Genomic DNA, 17,819 nt, shown 5'->3' with positions numbered 1-17,819 from the left:
GGTCCGGCTCTGCCGGATCGGAGCCGCAGTGCTTTCCGGGCGGCCCGGAGTGGCCCGCGGGACGGGTTGCCGGCCGGTCAGGCGTCCACCGCCGGGGGGCGGCGCCCGGGGCGCCAGCCGCGGCGGCGGCCGCGGGCCAGGATCGGCCGGAGGGTGAGCAGGACACCGGCGAGCACCGCGCCGACCACGGCCACCCAGATGGCCACGGTCCGCTGCCAGGCCAGCGGGTCGGCCGGCGGCTCGGGCTTCGGCATCGCGCCGAGCGGCGGGTTGGCCCGGGTGCCCAGCAGGCTGGTCACCGCCCGGTACGGGTCGACCATCCCGTACCCCACCTCGGCGTTGTGCCCGTCGGGCGGGTTGTCGGCGGTCCGGGTGAGCCGGTACCGCACCTGTTCGGGGTTGAGTTCCGGATGGGCGGACCGGATCAGGGCGACGACGCCGGAGACGTACGCGGCGGCGAAGCTGGTGCCGCCCTGCGGCTCGTAGAGGTAGCCCGAGCCGCCGGGGGCCGGGCCGGCGATGTTCAGGCCGGGTGCGGCGACGTCCACGTAGTCGCCGGTGACCGAGCTGCCGACGTGCGCGCCCTGCTCGTCGATGCCGGCGACGGCGATCACCCCGTCGTACGCGGCCGGGTACGCCGGCTGGTCCTGCTGGTTCTCCTGCCGGTTGCCGGCGGCGGCCACCAGGACCACGTTGCTGCTGAGCGCGTAGTCGACGGCGTCCCTGAGCTCCTTTTTGTCCAGCGTGACCAGGGACAGGTTGATCACGTTGGCGTGGTGGTCGACCGCCCACCGGATCGCCTTGCCGATCTCGGCGGGGATCGACTCGTCGAAGGTGCGCTGGTTGTCGGCCAGCACCCGGATCGGCAGGATCCTCGCCTCGGGCGCGATCCCGCTGTACGGCACGCCGGTGCCCGCCCGGCCGGCGATGATGCCCGCGACCAGGGTGCCGTGGCCGACGAGGTCGCACTGCCCCTCGAGCTGGGCCAGGTGGTTGACGTCGGTGCCCGGCAGCACCTTCCCGCGCAGCAGCGGGTGGCTGGGCGAGACGCCCGAGTCGATCACCGCGACGGTGACCCCGCCGCCCCGGCTGACGCGCCAGGCCGTCTCGGGGGCGAGCCGGTCCAGCGCCCAGGTCGGCTGGGTCGGGGCGGGGTTGCCGGCCGGCCCGCACTTCGGCGCCGCCGCGGCCGGGGCGGGCACCACCAGCACGGTGCCGAGCAGCGCCGCGACCGCTCCACTGAGGATGGACCGGAACCGGTGCCCGGTACCGGCGTTCACCGACGTCCCGTCCGACCGCAAGCTGTCGCGCACGCGGCTGAGACTACCGCCGTCGGGCTCCGCGTGCGGTGACGGGCGCGGTGAGCGGCGTCAGCCCTCCGCGGGCCCGCTGGTGAAGAGCGCCAGCAGGGCGCCGACCTGCTGGTCGGCCTCGGCCGGGTGGCGGAAGTGGCCGCTCGGGTTGATCGTGTACTGGTTGCGCCGGCCCACCCGGGTGCGCCGCAGGTACCCGCCGGCCTCCAGGTCCGCGACGATCGCCTGGGCGGCCCGCTCGGTCACCCCCACCTCGTCGGCCACGTCCCGCAGCCGGGCGGTGGGGTTGCGCGCGATCGCCAGCAGCACGTGCCCGTGGTTGGTGAGGAAGGTCCAGTTCCGGGGGCTCCCGTTCCCGCCCGCTGTCGTCGCCATGGTGGTCATGGTATGGCCCGGCGCGGCCCGCGCCCGCCCTGGCCCGGTCCCGGAGCCGTGCCGGGGGCGTGGACCGACCCCGCCGGCGGGCCGCCGTCAAGTGTGGTTCAACGCACGAAACGCGCTTCGCGTAAACCTTGACGCGCCTTCCGCTGCGTGTGACCGTGGTCGGCGAGGCCGCCTCCGCCGCCGGCCGGGTCGACCAGGTGATTTGGAGGGCACTGAATTGACGCCCATCACTCCGGAACAGGCGCTCGCGGAGCTGTACGCCGGTAACCGCCGGTTCGTCACCGGCGTGCCGCGCCATCCCAATCAGGACGCCGACCACCGGGCCGTCGTCGCCGACGGCCAGCACCCGTTCGCGGTGATCGTCGGCTGCTCCGACTCCCGGCTCGCCGCCGAGATCATCTTCGACCGCGGCCTCGGCGACCTCTTCGTGGTCCGCACCGCCGGCCACACCGTCGGACCCGAGGTGCTCGGCAGCGTCGAGTACGCGGTCACCGTCCTCGGCACCCCGCTGATCGTGGTGCTCGGCCACGACTCCTGCGGCGCGGTCCAGGCCGCCCGCGAATCGGTGCGTACCCGCACCGCCCCGGCCGGGCACCTGGGCGCGCTGGTGGACGCCGTCGCCCCGAGCCTGCTGCGGGCCGGCCGGGAGGGCGTCGAGGACGTCAACGGCATCGTCGACATCCACATCGCGCAGACCGTGGAGGCCATGCTGGCCCGCTCCGCCGTACTCGCCGAACTGGTGTCGGCCGGGCGGTGCGGGGTGGTCGGCATGTCGTACCGGCTCAGCGCGGGTGAGGTGCGGACGGTGGCCGAGGTGCCGGCAGGTGCGACGGCGGCCACGCTGCCCGGCCCGGCCCCGGCCGCCGACCAGGCGCCCACCGCCGTGGCCGGCTGACCGGACCCGCGACGCGACAGGGGCCGTCCCGCGACTGCGGGACGGCCCCTGCCGGCGTCACGGGGTCGCTAGAGAAGCGACATGTGCACGTGGTCGGTGTGGTTGGAGGGCCCGCTGTACGACTTCCAGCCGGTCGCCGGGAACCAGATCTGCCGGTTCCAGATCACGTAGTAGATGCCCAGCCGGTCGGCGTTGCGGATGAGGAACGCGGCGACGTTGTTGCCGTACATCCGCATGTCGTTGTTGTGCCAGGGGGAGAAGCCGCTCTTCTGCAGCGACCAGTCGCAGGCCCGGCCCTTCGGGTGCTCCCACGGCCCGCCGGGTCGGTAACAGCCCACGAAGCGGTTGAAGCCGGCCCGCTTGACCTCCTTGTACGCGTGCAAGGTGCGCGGGGTGATGCAGCCGGAGGTGGTCGGGTCGTTCTCGCTGCACGACTCCGGCCTCCAGTCGCCGTCGGCCGTCCGGCCGGGGCCGATCCGGGCGACCGGGGAGGTGGCCGCGACCAGGCCGCCGGTGAAGCCCAGGCCGCCGACCAGCTTCAGCGCCTTCTCCGTCTCGGCCTTCTCGCGGGCCATCACGTTGGTGTACTTCGTCTGCTCGCGCACCTCGGCGTCGAGCGCGAGCTTGGCCTGCTCGGCGCGGTTCTTCGCCGCGTTGACCTCGGCGAGCTTCTGCGCGTTCACCATGTTCAGCTCGTCCAGGGCGGCGGCCCGGCGGACGAACGAGTCGGGAGTGTTGCTCTCCAGCAGCATGGTCAGCGCACCCAACCGGCCGGTCCGGTAGGACTGGGCCGCGATGGCGGTGACCTGCGGGCTCAGCGCGTCGAGTTCCTGCTGCGCCGCGCGGACCTCCAGGGCCAGCTGGAGCTGGCGCTTCTTCGACTTCTCCAGCTTGGTCTTGGCCTGGAGGTAGTTCTTGTTCGCCTGGGCGATGGCGTCGGTGATGAGGAGGTCGCCGTCCTCCTCGTGTTCCGCGGGTGCGGGGTTGCTCGGCGCGGCCAGCGCCGGGGTGGGGCCGGCGACGATGGCGCACGCGGCCAGTGCGGCCACCACGGGTGTCAACCAGCGGCGCAGGGGTGCCGTCACAGTCTTCCCTTCCGTCGACCGCCGACCGGGTTAGCTGCCGGGTTCGGGACGGAAGTGGCCCCTACCGCTGGCGCGGATTCACCCCAGGTACCTGGTTCCCCGGCTCGCCCGTGGGCGATTGGGCGGTGGCACCGCTGGCGCCGCTGCGCGCCTTTGGCGGTAACCGGCAGCGAGGTTACCTGAGACTCCGTCCAGGGATCTACGTCCGGAAGCCGACCAGAAGCCCTATTTCGTCGTCGCCCTGCGTGACCAGCGTCGCGTTTGGAATTCGTCGTCACGCTGCGGAGTGTCGCGATGCGGGCTCCGTGTTCGCCTCCGCTCCGTGCCGTACCCGGAGCCGGCGCGGCCGACGCGGGACGAGCCCAGCGGTTCCTCCCGGGTCGCCCGTCGTTGCCCGCTACGGTGGTTGCCGTGGCGGCGTTGGCGGCGGTGACCGGACGGTGGGTCCAGTTCCTGTTGCTGCTCTGCACCCTGGCCGGGCTGACCGCGATGCACACCCTGGGCCACGGCGCGCACCCCCCGGCCGACCACGGGACGCGGCACGGGACCGGCCATCATTCGGCCGCCGTCGAGCCGGCGGCACTCTCGGCCCTCGCCCCGATGGCTTCGGCCTGTCCAGGTGACGCCTGCCACGTGCGCGCCCTGCCGCTCGGCGACGTGGGTGGCCATCCGTCCGGGTGGGACGTCTGCCTGGCGGTGCTCGGCGCGTTCGCCGTCGCGCTGCTGGTCGCCGTGCTGCTCGGGGCCGGGTCGCGGACCGTCGGCGCGACCGTGTCGGGTCGGCTCCGGCTCACCGTCGGGCCGCGGGCGCCGCCGATCCGGCCGTACGGCCTGCGCCTCGCCACGGCGTCGGTGCTGCGCAGATAGGAGCGGCCGACGTGGGTTCACCGGAGCGCTGGTGGCCCACTTCCCCGCCCGCTGCGTACGTTCCGACACCGAAAGGTTCTCCACGTGTTCACTCGTACCCTCGCGCGCCGGGCCGCCCTGGCCGGCGCGACCGTCACCGCCGCCCTCGTCCTCGCCGCCTGTGGCGGCGACCACTCGACGTCCGGCTCCGGCCGGGACGTGCCGGGAATGGGCGGCACCGGCACGCCCGCGCCCGGGGCCTCGGCCTCGTTCGGGGACGCGGACGTGATGTTCGCCCAGATGATGATCCCGCACCACCAGCAGGCCGTGCAGATGGCGGAGCTGGCCGAGAGCCGGGCCGCCGATCCCGAGCTGAAGAGGCTCGCCGCGCAGATCAAGGGTGCTCAGGCGCCGGAGATCACCACCATGTCGGGCTGGCTCACCGCCTGGGGCCGGCCGGTCCCGTCGGCGAGCGCCGGGCACGGCATGCCGGAGATGGATCACGGCATGCCCGGGATGATGTCCGACGCCGACATGACGAAGCTCGCCGCAGCGTCCGGCACGGACTTCGACCGGCAGTTCCTGACCATGATGATCGCCCACCACGAGGGCGCGATCACCATGGCGAAGGACGAGTTGGCCCAGGGCGCCAACCCGGACGCCAAGGCGCTGGCCCAGCGGATCGTCGCCGCTCAGCAGGGTGAGATCGACACCATGCGGAAGATGCTCGACCGGCTCTGAGCCAGGGTGCGCCGGGGCCCGGGGCGTGCGCGCCCCGGGTACCCGGCGTGGGGCGTCACGCCAGGCCGGCGCGGCGGCGGCGGTACTCCTCCTCGTCGATCTCGCCGCGGGCGTACCGCTCGTCGAGGATGCGCCGGGCCGAGGAGGGGGCGTTGCCGGCGCGGTCCCGTTCGGTGAGCCGGAACACCAGCCACACCAGCCCGACGAGCACCACCAGCCCCAGCAGGGACCAGATCCACATCCAGCCCATCATCGGGCCGTTCCACATCATCTGGCCGCCCTCCCGTCCGTACCCGAGGGTCGGCCGGTCCGGCGCGAGGGTGGCGCCGGCCCCGGTCGCCACCTCGAACGTACGCCGTCGGCGGCCGGTCCGGGCCGGGTCGGTGGGCCCCATCCGGGGGCCGGAGGTCCCGGTCAGCCCCGCTTCATCAGCCGGCCGACGGCGGCCATCATCTCGGTCGCCATCTCGTCGGCGCGGCCCTCGGCGGCCCCCTCGCGCATGCAGTGCCGGGCATGCCCGTCGAGCAGGCCGAGGCCGACCTTGTCCAGGGCGGCCTGGATGGCGGAGATCTGGGTCAGCACGTCGATGCAGTAGCGGTCGTCCTCGACCATCTTCTCGATGCCGCGGACCTGGCCCTCGATACGGCGGAGCCGCGCGAGCAGCTGGTCCTTGCTGGCGGTGTAGCCCCGGGTCGGGGTCGTCGGCGCGGTCATGAAATCCAGGATAGCGTACCCCTTGGGGGTATGGTACGGTCGCTCTGTCGCCGATACCCCCACCCGGTATTGGCGGCGCCGAGAGTGGCAGCCGTCTCTCCTCTTCTTACCCCTGGGGGGTATAGGATGGGGGCGGCAGGAAGGGAGTAGCGATGGTCACCACCACCTACCAGGTGCAGGGCATGACCTGCGGGCACTGCGTCAACTCGGTCAGCACCGAGGTGGGCGCCCTCGCGGGCGTCACCGACGTGCAGGTCGACCTGGCCTCCGGCCAGGTCACCGTCACCAGCGAGAGCCCGTTGGACACGGACGCCGTCCGCGCCGCCGTGGACGAGGCCGGTTACGACCTCGTCGGGGCGTGACGGGTCCGAGGACCCGAAGGAACCGAGGTATCACGATGAACACGGCGACGAAGCTGAGCGGCTTCGCCCTCGGCCTCACGGCGGTGTTCGGCGCGGCGTACGGGGTCGGTCATCTGGCCGGCCCCGTCGCCCCCGCCGCCGAGACCCGCCACGACGCCACCGCACCCGGCCACGACCTCGCCGACGCCGGTCACGGCGACGGCCACGCGAGCGGCGACGCCGCCGCCCACCTGCCCGGCGGGCTGCTCGTCTCCGACCGCGGCTACACCCTGCAACCGGTGACCGCCCCGGCCGGCGAGTTCGCCTTCCGGATCAGCGGCCCGGACGGCCGGCCGGTCACCCGCTTCGACGTGGCGCACGACAAGCGCATGCACCTGATCGTCGCCCGCCGCGACCTGTCCGGCTTCCGGCACGTCCATCCCGAGCTGACCGCCGACGGCACCTGGCGGGTCGCCTCGCCGCTCGCCGGTCCGGGCGTCTGGCGGGCGTTCGCCGACTTCACGCCGACCGGCGCGGAGCCGCTGACCCTCGGGGTCGACGTCACCGTCCCCGGCGCGCTCGCCGAGCGGCCGCTGCCGGCGCCCGCCACCAGCACCACCGTCGACGGCTACACCGTCACGCTGACCGGCGCCCCGCAGCCCGGCCGGTCCAGCCGGCTCACCCTGACCGTCAGCCGGGACGGGCGGCCGGTCACCGACCTGCAGCCCTACCTCGGGGCGTACGGGCACCTGGTGGCGCTGCGCCAGGGCGACCTGGCGTACCTGCACGTGCACCCGGAGGGCGCGCCCGGTGACGGGCGGACCCCGGCCGGACCGGCGGTCAGCTTCGCAGCCGAGGTGCCCTCCGCCGGGGCGTACCGGCTCTACCTCGACTTCCGGCACGGCGACGCGGTGCACACCGCGGAGTTCACCGTGCTGGCGGGCGACGTCCCGCCGCCGGCCGCGCCGGCCCCCACCACCGCACCGACCCCGGACGCCGACCACGGCACGCCGGGTCACGGACACAGCTGACAGGAGGTGCCGCGATGACCTCGACCGCGAAGTCGTTGCCGGTCGCGCCGAATCGGATCGAACTCGCGATCGGCGGCATGACCTGCGCCTCCTGCGCCGCCCGGATCGAGAAGAAGCTCAACCGGATGGACGGCGTCGAGGCGACGGTCAACTACGCCACCGAGAAGGCCACCGTCCGGTACGCCGAGGACGTCACCCCGGCGGACCTGATCGCCACCGTGGAGAAGACCGGCTACACGGCGGTGGTGCCGCCGCCGCCCGCGCAGGCGGCGGCCGAGGCGACCGCCGGACCGGTGGACGAACTGCGCGGCCTGCGCACCCGGCTGTGGGTGTCGGTGGCCCTGGCGGTGCCGGTGATCCTGCTGGCCATGGTTCCGGCCTGGCAGTTCGACTACTGGCAGTGGTTGTCGCTGACCCTGGCCGCCCCGGTGGTGGTCTACGGCGGGCTGCCGTTCCACCGGGCCGCCTGGATCAACCTGCGGCACGGCGCGGCCACCATGGACACCCTGGTGTCGCTCGGCACCCTCGCCGCGTTCGGCTGGTCGCTCTGGGCGCTCTTCCTCGGCGACGCCGGGATGCCCGGGATGACCCACCCGTTCCGCTTCGACATCACCCGCACCGACGGCGCCGGCAACATCTACCTGGAGGCGGCGGCCGGGGTGACGGTCTTCATCCTCGCCGGCCGCTACTTCGAGGCCCGCGCCAAGCGGACCGCCGGCGCCGCCCTGCGGGCCCTGCTCGAACTGGGCGCCAAGGACGTCGCGGTGCTGCGCGGCGACCGGGAGACCCGGATCCCGGTGGACCAGCTCGTGGCCGGGGACCGGTTCGTGGTCCGCCCCGGCGAGAAGGTCGCCACCGACGGCGTGGTCGAGGACGGCACCTCGGCGGTCGACGCCAGCATGCTCACCGGCGAGTCGGTACCGGTCGAGGTCGGCCCGGGCGACACCGTGGTCGGCGCGACCGTCAACGCCGGCGGACGGCTGGTCGTCCGGGCCACCCGGATCGGCGGGGACACCCAGCTCGCCCAGATGGCGAAGCTGGTGGAGCAGGCGCAGACCGGGAAGGCGGCGGTGCAGCGGCTCGCCGACCGGATCTCCGGGGTCTTCGTGCCGATCGTGATCGCCCTGGCCGCCGGCACGCTGGGCTGGTGGCTCGGCACCGGGGCGGGGACGACCGCCGCGTTCACCGCCGCGGTGGCCGTGCTGATCATCGCCTGCCCGTGCGCCCTCGGCCTGGCCACGCCGACCGCACTGCTGGTCGGCACCGGTCGGGGCGCCCAGCTCGGCATCCTGATCAAGGGGCCGGAGATGCTGGAGTCGACCCGCCAGGTCGACACCGTGGTGCTGGACAAGACCGGCACCGTCACCACCGGCCGGATGACCCTGGTCGACGTGCTCCCGGCGGTTGGCCAGGACGCCGACGAGCTGCTCCGGCTGGCCGGGGCGCTGGAGGCGGCCTCCGAGCACCCGATCGCCCGGGCGATCACCGACGGTGCCGCCGAGCGGGGCCCGCTGCCGGCCGTCGACGGCTTCGCCAACGCGGAAGGGCTCGGCGTCACCGGGTCGGTCGACGGCCGGGACCTGGTCGTCGGGCGGCTCCGGCTGCTGCGGGAGCGGGGTCTCGACGTACCCGAGGAGATCGCGCGGGCGGCGACCGACGCGGAGGCCGCCGGGCGGACGGCGGTCCTGGCCGGCTGGGACGGCCGGGCCCGCGGGGTGCTCGCGGTGGCCGACGTGGTGAAGCCGACCAGCCGGGCGGCGGTCGCCCGGCTGCGCGAACTCGGGCTGACCCCGGTGCTGCTCACCGGCGACAACGCCACCGTCGCGCGGGCGGTGGGCGCCGAGGTCGGCATCGACCAGGTGATCGCCGAGGTGCTCCCCGCCGACAAGGTGGACGCGGTGAAGCGCCTCCAGGGCGAGGGGCGGACGGTGGCCATGGTCGGCGACGGGGTCAACGACGCCGCCGCGCTGGCCCAGGCCGACCTCGGACTGGCCATGGGCACCGGCACCGACGTGGCGATCGAGGCATCCGACCTGACCCTGGTGCGCGGCGACCTGATGGCGGCGGTGGACGCCATCCGGCTCTCCCGGCGCACGCTGGGCATCATCAAGGGCAACCTGTTCTGGGCCTTCGCCTACAACGTGGCCGCCCTGCCGCTGGCCGCCGCCGGCCTGCTCAACCCGATGATCGCCGGAGCCGCGATGGCGTTCTCCTCGGTCTTCGTGGTGGCGAACAGCCTCCGGCTGCGGGGCTTCCGGCCGGTCGGCTGAAGCCGCCGCCCCCGGCCGCCGTCCCGGTCCGTCCGGGGCGTGCGTTCACCCTCGGTGAGCGGCGGTGGGTTGAGTCGCCGGCCGGCGGGGTACCTCCACATCGTCAGGATGTACTGCTGAGTGGAGGTTCCGATGGGTTACGACGACAAGATCGGCAACGCGACCGAGAACACCGCCGGCAAGGTGAAGGAGGGCGTCGGCCGGGCGACCGACAACGAGCGCCTCGAGGCCGAGGGCCGTACCGACCAGACCGAGGCCAACCTCAAGCAGGCCGGCGAGAAGGTCAAGGACGCCTTCAAGAGCTGACGTACGGCCATACCGCGTCGCCGGGCCGGCACCTCGCCGGCCCGGCGCGCTGCGCGCGGACCGCCGGTGCGGCGGCCGCGCCGCGCGCTTGGCACACTCGGTCCGACGCCACCCGATCCGTCGGGGCGCGGGTGGCGGCACCGCGAGGAAGCCCCGGCCGACCACCGGCCGTGACCGACGGCCGACGACCCGTACGGGGAGAAGGATGTCCACCACCAGCGCGCTCCGCGCCGCCACCCTGGTGACCCTGACCGCCCTCGCCGGGGCCTGCCAGTCCACCGGGGAGGACAGCGCGGCCCCGGTGGGCAGCCCGACGGCCGCGCCGAGCGTCACCTCCGCCGAGCCCGGCCCGACCACCGCCGAGCCGCCGACCGCGGCGAACACCGCCGCGGTCTGCGCCGAGGTGGACAAGCTGATCATCGCCAAGAGCCGGGAGATCGCCGCCGACTCGGCGGCGGCGGCCCGGAAGCAGCTCACCCCGGAGCAGATCAACGCGCAGGTCAAGGCCGACCTGGCCGACCTGGCCGACGACGTACGCGGGCAGGCCGCCAAGGCCGCGGACCCGGAGATCAAGGCACTGGTCACCGAGACCGCGCAGAAGATCGACGCCGGCGCGAAGTCGGCCAGCCCGGTGAAGTGGCTCAGCTCGACGTTCGTGGCGATCCCGCAGCGCCTGACCCGGGAGTGCCGGGCCTGATCCGGTATTGCACATGGGTGACGGCCGGTGCGGGCACCACCCGCGCCGGCTCCAGGGTGATCCCGTCGAGCGGCCCGTCGAAGAGGGGGGTGCCGCCGCCCAGGACGATCGGCACCACGTGCAGCCAGAGCGTGTCGAGCAGCCCGGCGGCGAGGTACTGCCGGGTCGCGCTTCCCCCGCCCGCCACCGCGACGTCCCGGTCGCCCGCGGCGGCCCGCGCCAGTTTCAGCGCCGCCTCGATGCCGTCGGTGACGAAGTGGTACTCGGTGCCGCCCCGCATCACCACTGACTCGCGCGGGTGGTGGGTCAGCACGAACACCGGGACGTGCCAGGGCGGATCGTCCCCCCACCAGCCGGTCCAACCCAGGTCCCAGGCACCCTCGCCGCCGCCGAACATCCGGCGGCCCATCACGTACGCGCCGACGCCGGCGGTCAGCTCGTCGACGATCGCGGCGTCGACGTCGCGCTGCGCACCGTCGAGCCCGTGCTGCTCCCGCCGTCTGTCGGCGGCGAAGAGCCACTCGTGCAACCGCAGGCCGCCTCGGCCCAGCGGATCCTGCTTGCTCTGTCCCGGCGCGGCGACGTACCCGTCCAGCGACACCGAGATCTGACCGGTCACCTGTGTCATGTCCGGTGGACTCCCGGGGTCGGGAAAACTCACCGCTCGGCGGCCAGCCGGGCGGCGCGTACCTCCAGATAACGCTGCTCGGGCAGGCTGGTGGTGGCCCGGGCGGCGGCCAGGTACGCGGCCCGCGCGGCGTCCCGGTCGCCGGCCAGCTCCAGCAGGTGCGCCCGGACGGCGGCGAGCCGGTGGTGCCCGGCGACGCGCTCGTCGGCGTCCAGCGGCGCCAGCAGGGCCAGCCCGGCCCGGGGGCCGTCCACCATGGCCACCGCGGCGGCCTGGTTGAGGGTGACCATCGGGTTCGGCGCGAGCCGGGCCAGCACCCGGTAGAGCGCGACGATCTGCGGCCAGTCCGTCTCGGCCGCCGACGGCGCCTCCGCGTGCACCGCGGCGATCGCCGCCTGCACCTGGTACGGGCCGGGCGGCGACCAGGTCAGCGCCGCGGCCACCAGGGCCACGCCCTCCTCGATCTCCGCCCGGTCCCAGCGGCCACGGTCCTGCTCGGACAGCGGGATCAGCTCCCCGCCCGGGCCGGTGCGGGCGGCCCGGTGGGCGTCGGTGAGCAGCGTCAGCGCGAGCAGCCCGGCCACCTCGCCGTCGTCCGGGAGCAGCCGGTGCAGCTCCCGGGCCAGCCGGATCGCCTCCCCGGTCAGCTCGGCCCGGTGCAGCTCGCCGCCGCTGGAGGCGGCGTACCCTTCGTTGAAGACCAGGTAGAGCACGTGCAGCACGGCACCGAGCCGCTCGTCCCGGTCGGCCGCCGAGGGCAGGACGAACCGGGCCCCGGCCGCCTCGATCCGCTGCTTGGCCCGGCGGATCCGCTGGCTCATCGTCGCCTCCGGCACCAGGTACGCGCGGGCGATCTCCGCCGTGCTCAGGCCACCCACCGCGCGCAGCGTCAGGGCCACCTGGGCGGATACCCCGAGCGCCGGGTGGCAGCAGAGGAAGAGCAGCTTCAGCGTGTCGTCCGCCGCCGGTGGCTCCTCGTCGGCGGGCGGCGCGACCGCCGCGTACGCCGGCTCGCGGACCGCCACCGCGACCTCGCGGTCCCGGCGGGCCCGCTCGCTGCGCCACTCGTCGGTGAGCCGGCGGGTCGCCACGGTGACCAGCCACGAGCGGGGGTGGTCGGGGACGCCCTGCGCCGGCCACTGGGTCGCGGCGGCGAGCAGCGCCTCCTGGACGGCGTCCTCGCAGGCGTAGAACTGGCCGTGCCGGCGCACCAGCACGCCGAGGACCTGCGGCGCGAGCGTGCGCAGCAGGTCCTCGACGACCGGCGACGTCACATCTCCGTCCCGGCCTGCTCCATCACCGGCCGCACCTCCAGCACGCCCACTCCGCGCGCCACGTCCGGCCAGCTCGCGCCGATCTCGGCGGCCCGCTCCGGGGTCTCGCAGTCGATCATCAGGTAGCCGGCGAACTGCTCCTTGCTCTCCACGAACGGCCCGTCGGTGATCTCCGCCCGGCCGCCGGCACCCGGCCGGACGGTACGGGTCTGCGACGGGTGGGCCAGGGCGTCGCCGCCCACCAGCTCCCCGGACTCGGTCAGCTCCTTCATGATCCGGTCGACGTCGCCGAAGATCGCGTTTCGCTCCTCCTCGGACAGCTCCTCCACGAAGCCGGGCCGGTTCCAGATCAGCAGCATGTACTTCACGGTCCACTCCTCGGGTCCGGGCCACCGGCGGTGGCGCCTCTCGCAGACGGGTCGGAGCCGGGCCGCCCGAACCGACATCTTCCCCGAAAAAATCAGCGACCGCGGCGTACCGCGCGGCGTGCCGGCGCGCCGACGTCGAGCGAGGCCCGGTCGGCGGCCGAGGTGCCCGAGGTCCAGCCCTCGGCGTCCCGCACCTGGAGGCGGTGCCGGGTCACGCCCGGGAAGAGCTGGTCGACCCGCTCCCGCACGGCGTCCGAGCGGGCGGCGAGCACCGGGAGCAGCCGGTCGTCGCCCCGCTCCTCGGCCGCCACCCGTTCCTCCGCCGCGGTGGCCGCCCGCAGCCGCTCCCCGATCCGCAGCGCGAACGCGTTGAGGAAGGACTCGTCGTAGCCCTTGGTCCGCCGGCCGCTGCCGGCCCGGCGCTCGCCCCGCCCGCGCAGCATCGCGGCGGTCGCCTGGACCAGCAGCGAGGTGTGCAGCAGTTCCACCGCGGCCAGGTCGGCGGGGAAGCCGAGCACGGTGGCGAAGCCCAGGTCGTCGGACCAGACCGACTCGCAGCGGTTCGCCGCCGCCACCTCCTGGACGAGCAGCGCCTTGGCCGCCGCGTACGGTGCGTCGGTGCCCAGCCGCACCCCGCTGGGCCGGTCGGGCCGCTCGGCGGCGGCGTCGAGCAGCGCCGCGTCGATGCTGTGCCGGGCCATCAGCTCCTGGGCCTTCCCGGTCAGCGCCTCGGCCTCGGCCGGGAAGGTGGTCGACTCGGCCTTGGCCAGCAGCGCGCGTACCCGGTCGAGCATCCGCGAGCCGGTGGCCGAGGCGGCGGCGCGCGGGGTGGTCGTGGTGGCGCCGGGCGGCGGGCGGAGCAGGGCGATCGGCGGCAGCCCCTCGACCAGCCCGAGCGCGTCCACCGCGTCCCGCAGGGCGGTGATCCGGTCGCCCCCAGACCGGCGGTCCAGCCAGCCGAGGTCGGCGTCCCACCCGGCCGCCAGCTCGGTGAGCTGGTCGTCGAACCACGGGGGGACCGGACCGGGCTGCGCCCGGCGTTGGGCGGCCAGCACGTCCCGGAGCAGCCGGGCGCCCCGGGGCGCCAACCGCCGGGTGGCGATCCGGTCCAGGTCGACCGGCTGCCAGCCGCGCGGCCAGAGCCGCCCCAGGGCGCGGACCAGTCGGGTCAGCAGCGCCGCGTCCACCGCCGCCGGGTCGCCGACCACCAGCCGGTCCAGCGCCCGTTCGGCCGCCCGTACGTCGGCGCCGCGCGCCGCCGCGAGGGCATCGGCGAGCAGCCGCTCAGCCTCCGACACGGCCGCCCTCCTCGAATTCGTCGTCCCCCAGGCCCGGCGCGGCTTGCGGCGGGGCGGGCTGATTCGGTGCCGGGACACCGCGAGATGCCGCAACCCGCACCGACGGTACCGGCGGCGGCCGGTCGGCGGCCGGTGAGTGGGGTCACGGTTCAACCGGGCGGGGACGGGGTCCGTACTCCTCGGTGGAATCGGGGCGGGGCGACGGACGGAGAACGTGGTGGGCGGGCGTGGGAGACGGGACGGGGGGCTGCACCGGCGTCGGGCGTCCCGCGCCGGCACGGCGACGTTGCTGGCGCTCGTGGTGGCGGTCGGCGTGGCGGTCGGTGGCGCGTACGCCGCCCGGCGGGCCGCCCCCGACCGGCCGGCGGCACCGGGCGCCCGGGCGGCCACCGCGCGCCCGGCACCGCCCACGGACCGGCCGGTCGTCCCGACGAACGGCCGGGCCGCCGGCGCGATCACCTACCCGGCCGGGGGTACGGGCACCTTCCGCACCGCCACCGCGCTCGGTGCCGTGGCCGGGCGCGGCGGCCGGCTGCTCCGCTACCGGGTGGCCGTCGAGCAGGGCATCGGCAACGTCGACGTCGAGCGCTTCGCCCGGGAGGTGGCGGTGATCCTGGCCGATCCGCGCGGCTGGACCGGGGGCGGCGAGTGGCGGCTGCAACGGGTCGGCAGGGACGATCGGGCCGATTTCAGTGTGCTGCTGACCACGCCGGTGACCCGGGGCCGGCTCTGCGCCGACCCCGCCGACCACTACACCTCCTGTCGCAACGGCGACCAGGTGGTGATCAACGTGGCCCGCTGGGTGCACGGCGTGCCGCACTTCCCGGATCTGGCCGACTACCGGCGGTACCTGCTCAACCACGAGGTCGGTCACCGGCTGGGCCGGGGGCACGAACTCTGCCCCCGGGCCGGCGGCCCGGCCCCGGTGATGCTCCAGCAGACCCTCAACCTGCACGGCTGCACGCCGAACGCGTGGCCGGAGGTGGACGGCGCACTGCTCAGCGGCCCGTCCGGCCAGTACGACGACCCGATCCCCGCCGAGGACCCACCCGCCGGGGACGGGTGAATACTGGGCGGGTGGAGAGCATCCGCCCCCGCCTGCTGCTGGTCGAGGACGACCGGGCCCTCACCGACCTGCTCGCGGACCTGCTCACCGAGGAGGGCTACGCGGTCGACGTGGCCGCCGACGGGCACACCGGGCTGCACCACGCGCTCACCCGCGACTACCAGCTCATGGTGGTCGACCGGGGGCTGCCGGCGCTGGACGGCCTCGACCTGGTCACCCGGCTGCGGGCCCGGGGCGTGACCTGCCCGGTGCTGCTGCTCACCGCCCGCGGCTCGGTCGACGACCGGGTGGAAGGGCTGGACGCCGGCGCGGAGGACTACCTGGTCAAGCCGTTCGAGGTGGCCGAGCTGCTGGCCCGGCTCCGGGCGCTGCGCCGCCGGCACCCGGAGGGGGCCGGCTGGCTGCCGCTCGGGCGCCGCCGGCTGGACGTGGACAACCGCCGGGTGCTCGACGACGGCGAGGAGATCCCGCTCTCCGCCCGGGAGTTCGCCGTGCTGCACGCCCTGGCCGGCCGGCCGACCAAGACCTTCACCCGGGCCGAGCTGCTCAGCGCCGCGTTCGACCACGCCGACGCCCCGGGCACCGTCGACGCCTGCGTCCACCACCTGCGCCGCAAGCTGGGCCGGGACGCCGTCCGTACGGTGCACGGGCTGGGCTACCGGCTCGGCCCGGGCTGAGGCGGGCGGAGTGGACGAGGCCCGGCTGACCCTTGCCCGGCGGCGCAGCGTGGCCCAGACCGCCGGGGCGATCGGGCTGGTCCTGCTGCTGGTCGGGGCGTTGATGTACGTGCTCACCATCGGGCAGGAGTCCCGGGCGCTCGACGCGGGCCTGACCAAGGTGCTGGCGATGGCCGAGGACGTCGACGACCCGCCGCCCGGCCAGTTCCTCGCCCGGCAGCGGGCCGGAACGAGCCCGGTCGAGGTCACCCCGAACACGTCCCCCGCCCTGACCCGGGTGCTGCACGACGCGATCGGCCGGCCGCCCGGCCGGTACGAGCGCAGCCTCGGCGACGACCAGCCGATCCGGGTGCTGGTCGCGCGCCGGGCCGACGGCAGCCGTTGGGCGGTCGCCGCCGATCTGGCGCCGCTGCACCGCCAGCAGGAGCAGCTGGGGCTGGCGCTGCTCGTGGCCGAGCTGGCCGGGCTGGCCGGTGCGCTGGTGGCCGCCGCGTTGCTGGCCCGGCGGGCGGTCGCGCCGCTGGCCACCGCGCTCACCCTGCAACGCCGGTTCGTCGCCGACGCCTCGCACGAGCTGCGCACCCCGCTCACCGTGCTGCACACCCGGGCCCAGTTGCTGGCCCGGCGGGCCCGTACCCAGCCGCCCGAGCGCCTCGCCGGGCAGCTCGACCAGCTCGTCGCGGACACCCGGGCACTCGGTGAGGTGGTCGAGGACCTGCTGGTGTCCGCCGCGGCCGAGCACCAGCCGCTGCCGGAGACCGAGGTCGACCTGGCCGCGGTGGCCCGCGAGGTGGTGGCGAGCATGTCCGCGTACGCCGAGGGCCGGGCGGTCGACCTGCGGATCGCGGCGGCCGGGCCGGTCCCGGTCCGGGGTGCGCCCACCGCCCTGCGCCGGGCGCTGACCGCGCTGGTGGACAACGCCGTCGGGCACGTGTCCGCCGGTGGGCACGTCACGGTGACGGTCGACCGGCGGGACGGCCGGGTGGCGGCCGAGGTCGCCGACGACGGGGTGGGGCTGGATCCGGTTGAGGCGGACCGCCTGTTCGACCGGTTCGCGCACGGCACGTCGGGCGCGGGGCGGCGGTTCGGGCTGGGCCTGGCGCTGGTGCAGCACGTGGCCCGGGCGCACCGGGGTTCGGTCGACGTGACCGGCACACCGGGTGGCGGCGCCACCTTCACCCTGCTGCTGCCCCCGGCCTGAACGCGCCGCGCTCGGCGGCCGGTGGGCAAGAACTTCCCAAGAATCGCTGGGCACTGTGGGGCCGCAGAGTGAAGTCCCCGATCTTGAGGAGAGATCGTGCCCGACAACGTCAACGGACTGCCGGTGCACCCGCTGGTGGTGCACGCCGTGGTGGTCCTCCTGCCGCTGGCCGCGCTCGGCGTGGTCGCGCTGGCCGTCCGACCCTCCTGGCGGGGCCGCTTCGGCGTGCTCGTGGTGCTGATCGCCGCGCTGGCCACGGCCGCCGTCCCGCTCGCCACCGAGAGCGGCGAGAGCCTGGAGCGCCGGGTGGGCGACCCGGGCCAGCACGCCGAGCTGGGGGACCAGCTCATCTGGTTCGCGCTGCCGCTGCTGGTCGCCGCCGTCGCGTTGTACTGGCTGCACCGCCGGTCCGCCGCCCGGACCACCGAGGGGACCAGCGCGGCCGCGCGGCCGGCCAAGCGGGGCGCGCTCGGCGTGGTGGTCGCGGTGCTGGCGGTGGTCGTGGCGGCGGCGAACGTCGTGCAGATCTACCGGATCGGCGATTCCGGGGCGAAGGCGGTCTGGAAGGACACCCCGGCGGCCAGCGCCGCGCACGGCGACGGCGACGAGGACTGACCCGTACCCTGCGCCGCGCGCCCGCCGGTGGTGAGATGGACGGCGGGCGCGGGGCGCCCGGGGCGGAGG

Annotated in this window: 21 protein-coding genes and 1 riboswitch; of the genes, 12 read left to right on the top strand and 9 right to left on the bottom strand. The window is 75.2% G+C overall.

Translation table 11 applies throughout. The features are described from left to right. Positions 1-77 precede the first annotated feature (77 nt). Both mycP and EFE23_RS04185 read right to left on the bottom strand, forming a co-directional pair. Complete coding sequence (mycP, locus tag EFE23_RS04190; protein ID WP_233600856.1) at positions 78-1,313, bottom strand: type VII secretion-associated serine protease mycosin; 1,236 nt, start codon at positions 1,311-1,313, stop codon at positions 78-80. Positions 1,314-1,370: 57 nt separating this feature from the next. Further along, positions 1,371-1,697, bottom strand: a complete 327-nt coding sequence (locus tag EFE23_RS04185; RefSeq protein ID WP_123239540.1) for a helix-turn-helix transcriptional regulator — start codon at positions 1,695-1,697, stop codon at positions 1,371-1,373. Positions 1,698-1,914: 217 nt separating this feature from the next. On the opposite strand from EFE23_RS04185, the gene EFE23_RS04180 reads away from it, so the two are divergent. Continuing rightward, positions 1,915-2,592, top strand: a complete 678-nt coding sequence (locus EFE23_RS04180; protein ID WP_123239539.1) for a carbonic anhydrase — start codon at positions 1,915-1,917, stop codon at positions 2,590-2,592. 68 nt (positions 2,593-2,660) lie between these two features. Here EFE23_RS04180 and EFE23_RS04175 read toward each other — a convergent pair whose 3' ends face one another. Then, positions 2,661-3,677 (bottom strand): coiled-coil domain-containing protein, encoded by a 1,017-nt coding sequence (locus EFE23_RS04175; RefSeq protein WP_123239538.1) that lies wholly within the window; start codon positions 3,675-3,677, stop codon positions 2,661-2,663. 4 nt (positions 3,678-3,681) lie between these two features. After that, positions 3,682-3,812: riboswitch (cyclic di-AMP (ydaO/yuaA leader) on the bottom strand. A gap of 276 nt (positions 3,813-4,088) precedes the next feature. On the opposite strand from EFE23_RS04175, the gene EFE23_RS04170 reads away from it, so the two are divergent. Next, positions 4,089-4,544 (top strand): DUF6153 family protein, encoded by a 456-nt coding sequence (locus EFE23_RS04170; RefSeq protein ID WP_123239537.1) that lies wholly within the window; start codon positions 4,089-4,091, stop codon positions 4,542-4,544. 84 nt (positions 4,545-4,628) lie between these two features. After that, positions 4,629-5,264, top strand: coding sequence for a DUF305 domain-containing protein (locus EFE23_RS04165; RefSeq protein WP_123239536.1), 636 nt, complete (start codon positions 4,629-4,631; stop codon positions 5,262-5,264). A 55-nt stretch (positions 5,265-5,319) separates the two neighbouring features. On the opposite strand, the gene EFE23_RS28740 is transcribed toward EFE23_RS04165, so the two are convergent. Continuing rightward, on the bottom strand, positions 5,320-5,658 hold the full coding sequence (locus tag EFE23_RS28740; protein WP_233600855.1) for an SHOCT domain-containing protein: 339 nt from the start codon (positions 5,656-5,658) through the stop codon (positions 5,320-5,322). Positions 5,659-5,678: 20 nt separating this feature from the next. Beyond that, the gene (locus EFE23_RS04155; protein ID WP_123239535.1) at positions 5,679-5,978 is read right to left on the bottom strand and encodes a metal-sensitive transcriptional regulator; all 300 of its coding nucleotides are present in this window, start codon (positions 5,976-5,978) and stop codon (positions 5,679-5,681) included. 152 nt (positions 5,979-6,130) lie between these two features. Between EFE23_RS04155 and EFE23_RS04150 the strand changes: the two genes are divergently transcribed. The 5 genes from EFE23_RS04150 (at position 6,131) to EFE23_RS04130 (ending at position 10,623) form a co-directional block, all read left to right on the top strand. Beyond that, the gene (locus EFE23_RS04150) at positions 6,131-6,340 is read left to right on the top strand and encodes a heavy-metal-associated domain-containing protein (RefSeq protein ID WP_123239534.1); all 210 of its coding nucleotides are present in this window, start codon (positions 6,131-6,133) and stop codon (positions 6,338-6,340) included. A gap of 35 nt (positions 6,341-6,375) precedes the next feature. Next, entirely contained in the window at positions 6,376-7,350 is a 975-nt protein-coding gene (locus EFE23_RS04145) for a DUF8832 domain-containing protein (RefSeq protein WP_123239533.1), read from the top strand. A gap of 14 nt (positions 7,351-7,364) precedes the next feature. After that, on the top strand, positions 7,365-9,620 hold the full coding sequence (locus tag EFE23_RS04140) for a heavy metal translocating P-type ATPase (RefSeq protein WP_123239532.1): 2,256 nt from the start codon (positions 7,365-7,367) through the stop codon (positions 9,618-9,620). Positions 9,621-9,752: 132 nt separating this feature from the next. Continuing rightward, positions 9,753-9,926, top strand: a complete 174-nt coding sequence (locus EFE23_RS04135) for a CsbD family protein (protein ID WP_123239599.1) — start codon at positions 9,753-9,755, stop codon at positions 9,924-9,926. 205 nt (positions 9,927-10,131) lie between these two features. Continuing rightward, the gene (locus EFE23_RS04130) at positions 10,132-10,623 is read left to right on the top strand and encodes a hypothetical protein (protein WP_123239531.1); all 492 of its coding nucleotides are present in this window, start codon (positions 10,132-10,134) and stop codon (positions 10,621-10,623) included. Here EFE23_RS04130 and EFE23_RS04125 read toward each other — a convergent pair. The 4 genes from EFE23_RS04125 to EFE23_RS04110 form a co-directional block, all read right to left on the bottom strand. Continuing rightward, on the bottom strand, positions 10,568-11,251 hold the full coding sequence (locus EFE23_RS04125; RefSeq protein ID WP_123239530.1) for a dihydrofolate reductase family protein: 684 nt from the start codon (positions 11,249-11,251) through the stop codon (positions 10,568-10,570). The genes EFE23_RS04130 and EFE23_RS04125 overlap by 56 nt on opposite strands. A 29-nt stretch (positions 11,252-11,280) precedes the next feature. Next, a complete protein-coding gene (locus tag EFE23_RS04120) occupies positions 11,281-12,525 on the bottom strand; it encodes an RNA polymerase sigma factor (protein WP_123239529.1) in 1,245 nt (414 codons plus the stop codon). Then, positions 12,522-12,884 carry a YciI family protein gene (locus EFE23_RS04115; protein WP_204334897.1) on the bottom strand — a complete coding sequence of 121 codons (363 nt, stop codon included), beginning with the start codon at positions 12,882-12,884 and terminating at the stop codon, positions 12,522-12,524. Before EFE23_RS04115 ends, EFE23_RS04120 begins: the two co-directional genes overlap by 4 nt. Positions 12,885-12,985: 101 nt before the next feature. Next, entirely contained in the window at positions 12,986-14,191 is a 1,206-nt protein-coding gene (locus EFE23_RS04110; protein WP_123239527.1) for a DUF2786 domain-containing protein, read from the bottom strand. Between the two features lie 217 nt (positions 14,192-14,408). On the opposite strand from EFE23_RS04110, the gene EFE23_RS04105 reads away from it, so the two are divergent. The 4 genes from EFE23_RS04105 to EFE23_RS04090 all read left to right on the top strand — a co-directional run bounded on the left by EFE23_RS04105 (position 14,409) and on the right by EFE23_RS04090 (position 17,750). Continuing rightward, positions 14,409-15,257 (top strand): DUF3152 domain-containing protein, encoded by an 849-nt coding sequence (locus EFE23_RS04105; protein ID WP_233600854.1) that lies wholly within the window; start codon positions 14,409-14,411, stop codon positions 15,255-15,257. Positions 15,258-15,268: 11 nt separating this feature from the next. Then, positions 15,269-15,934: a response regulator gene (locus EFE23_RS04100; RefSeq protein ID WP_123239526.1), complete on the top strand. Its 666-nt coding sequence runs from the start codon at positions 15,269-15,271 to the stop codon at positions 15,932-15,934. 10 nt (positions 15,935-15,944) lie between these two features. Next, positions 15,945-17,135, top strand: coding sequence for a sensor histidine kinase (locus EFE23_RS04095; RefSeq protein WP_123239525.1), 1,191 nt, complete (start codon positions 15,945-15,947; stop codon positions 17,133-17,135). A gap of 96 nt (positions 17,136-17,231) precedes the next feature. Then, entirely contained in the window at positions 17,232-17,750 is a 519-nt protein-coding gene (locus EFE23_RS04090) for a DUF2231 domain-containing protein (protein ID WP_199736917.1), read from the top strand. Positions 17,751-17,819: the final 69 nt, after the last annotated feature.

This window comes from Micromonospora solifontis (assembly GCF_003725545.1).
Lineage (GTDB): Bacteria > Actinomycetota > Actinomycetes > Mycobacteriales > Micromonosporaceae > Micromonospora > Micromonospora solifontis.
Note: the sequence above shows the minus strand (reverse complement) of the source record. Positions and strands in the feature narration are given on the sequence as shown.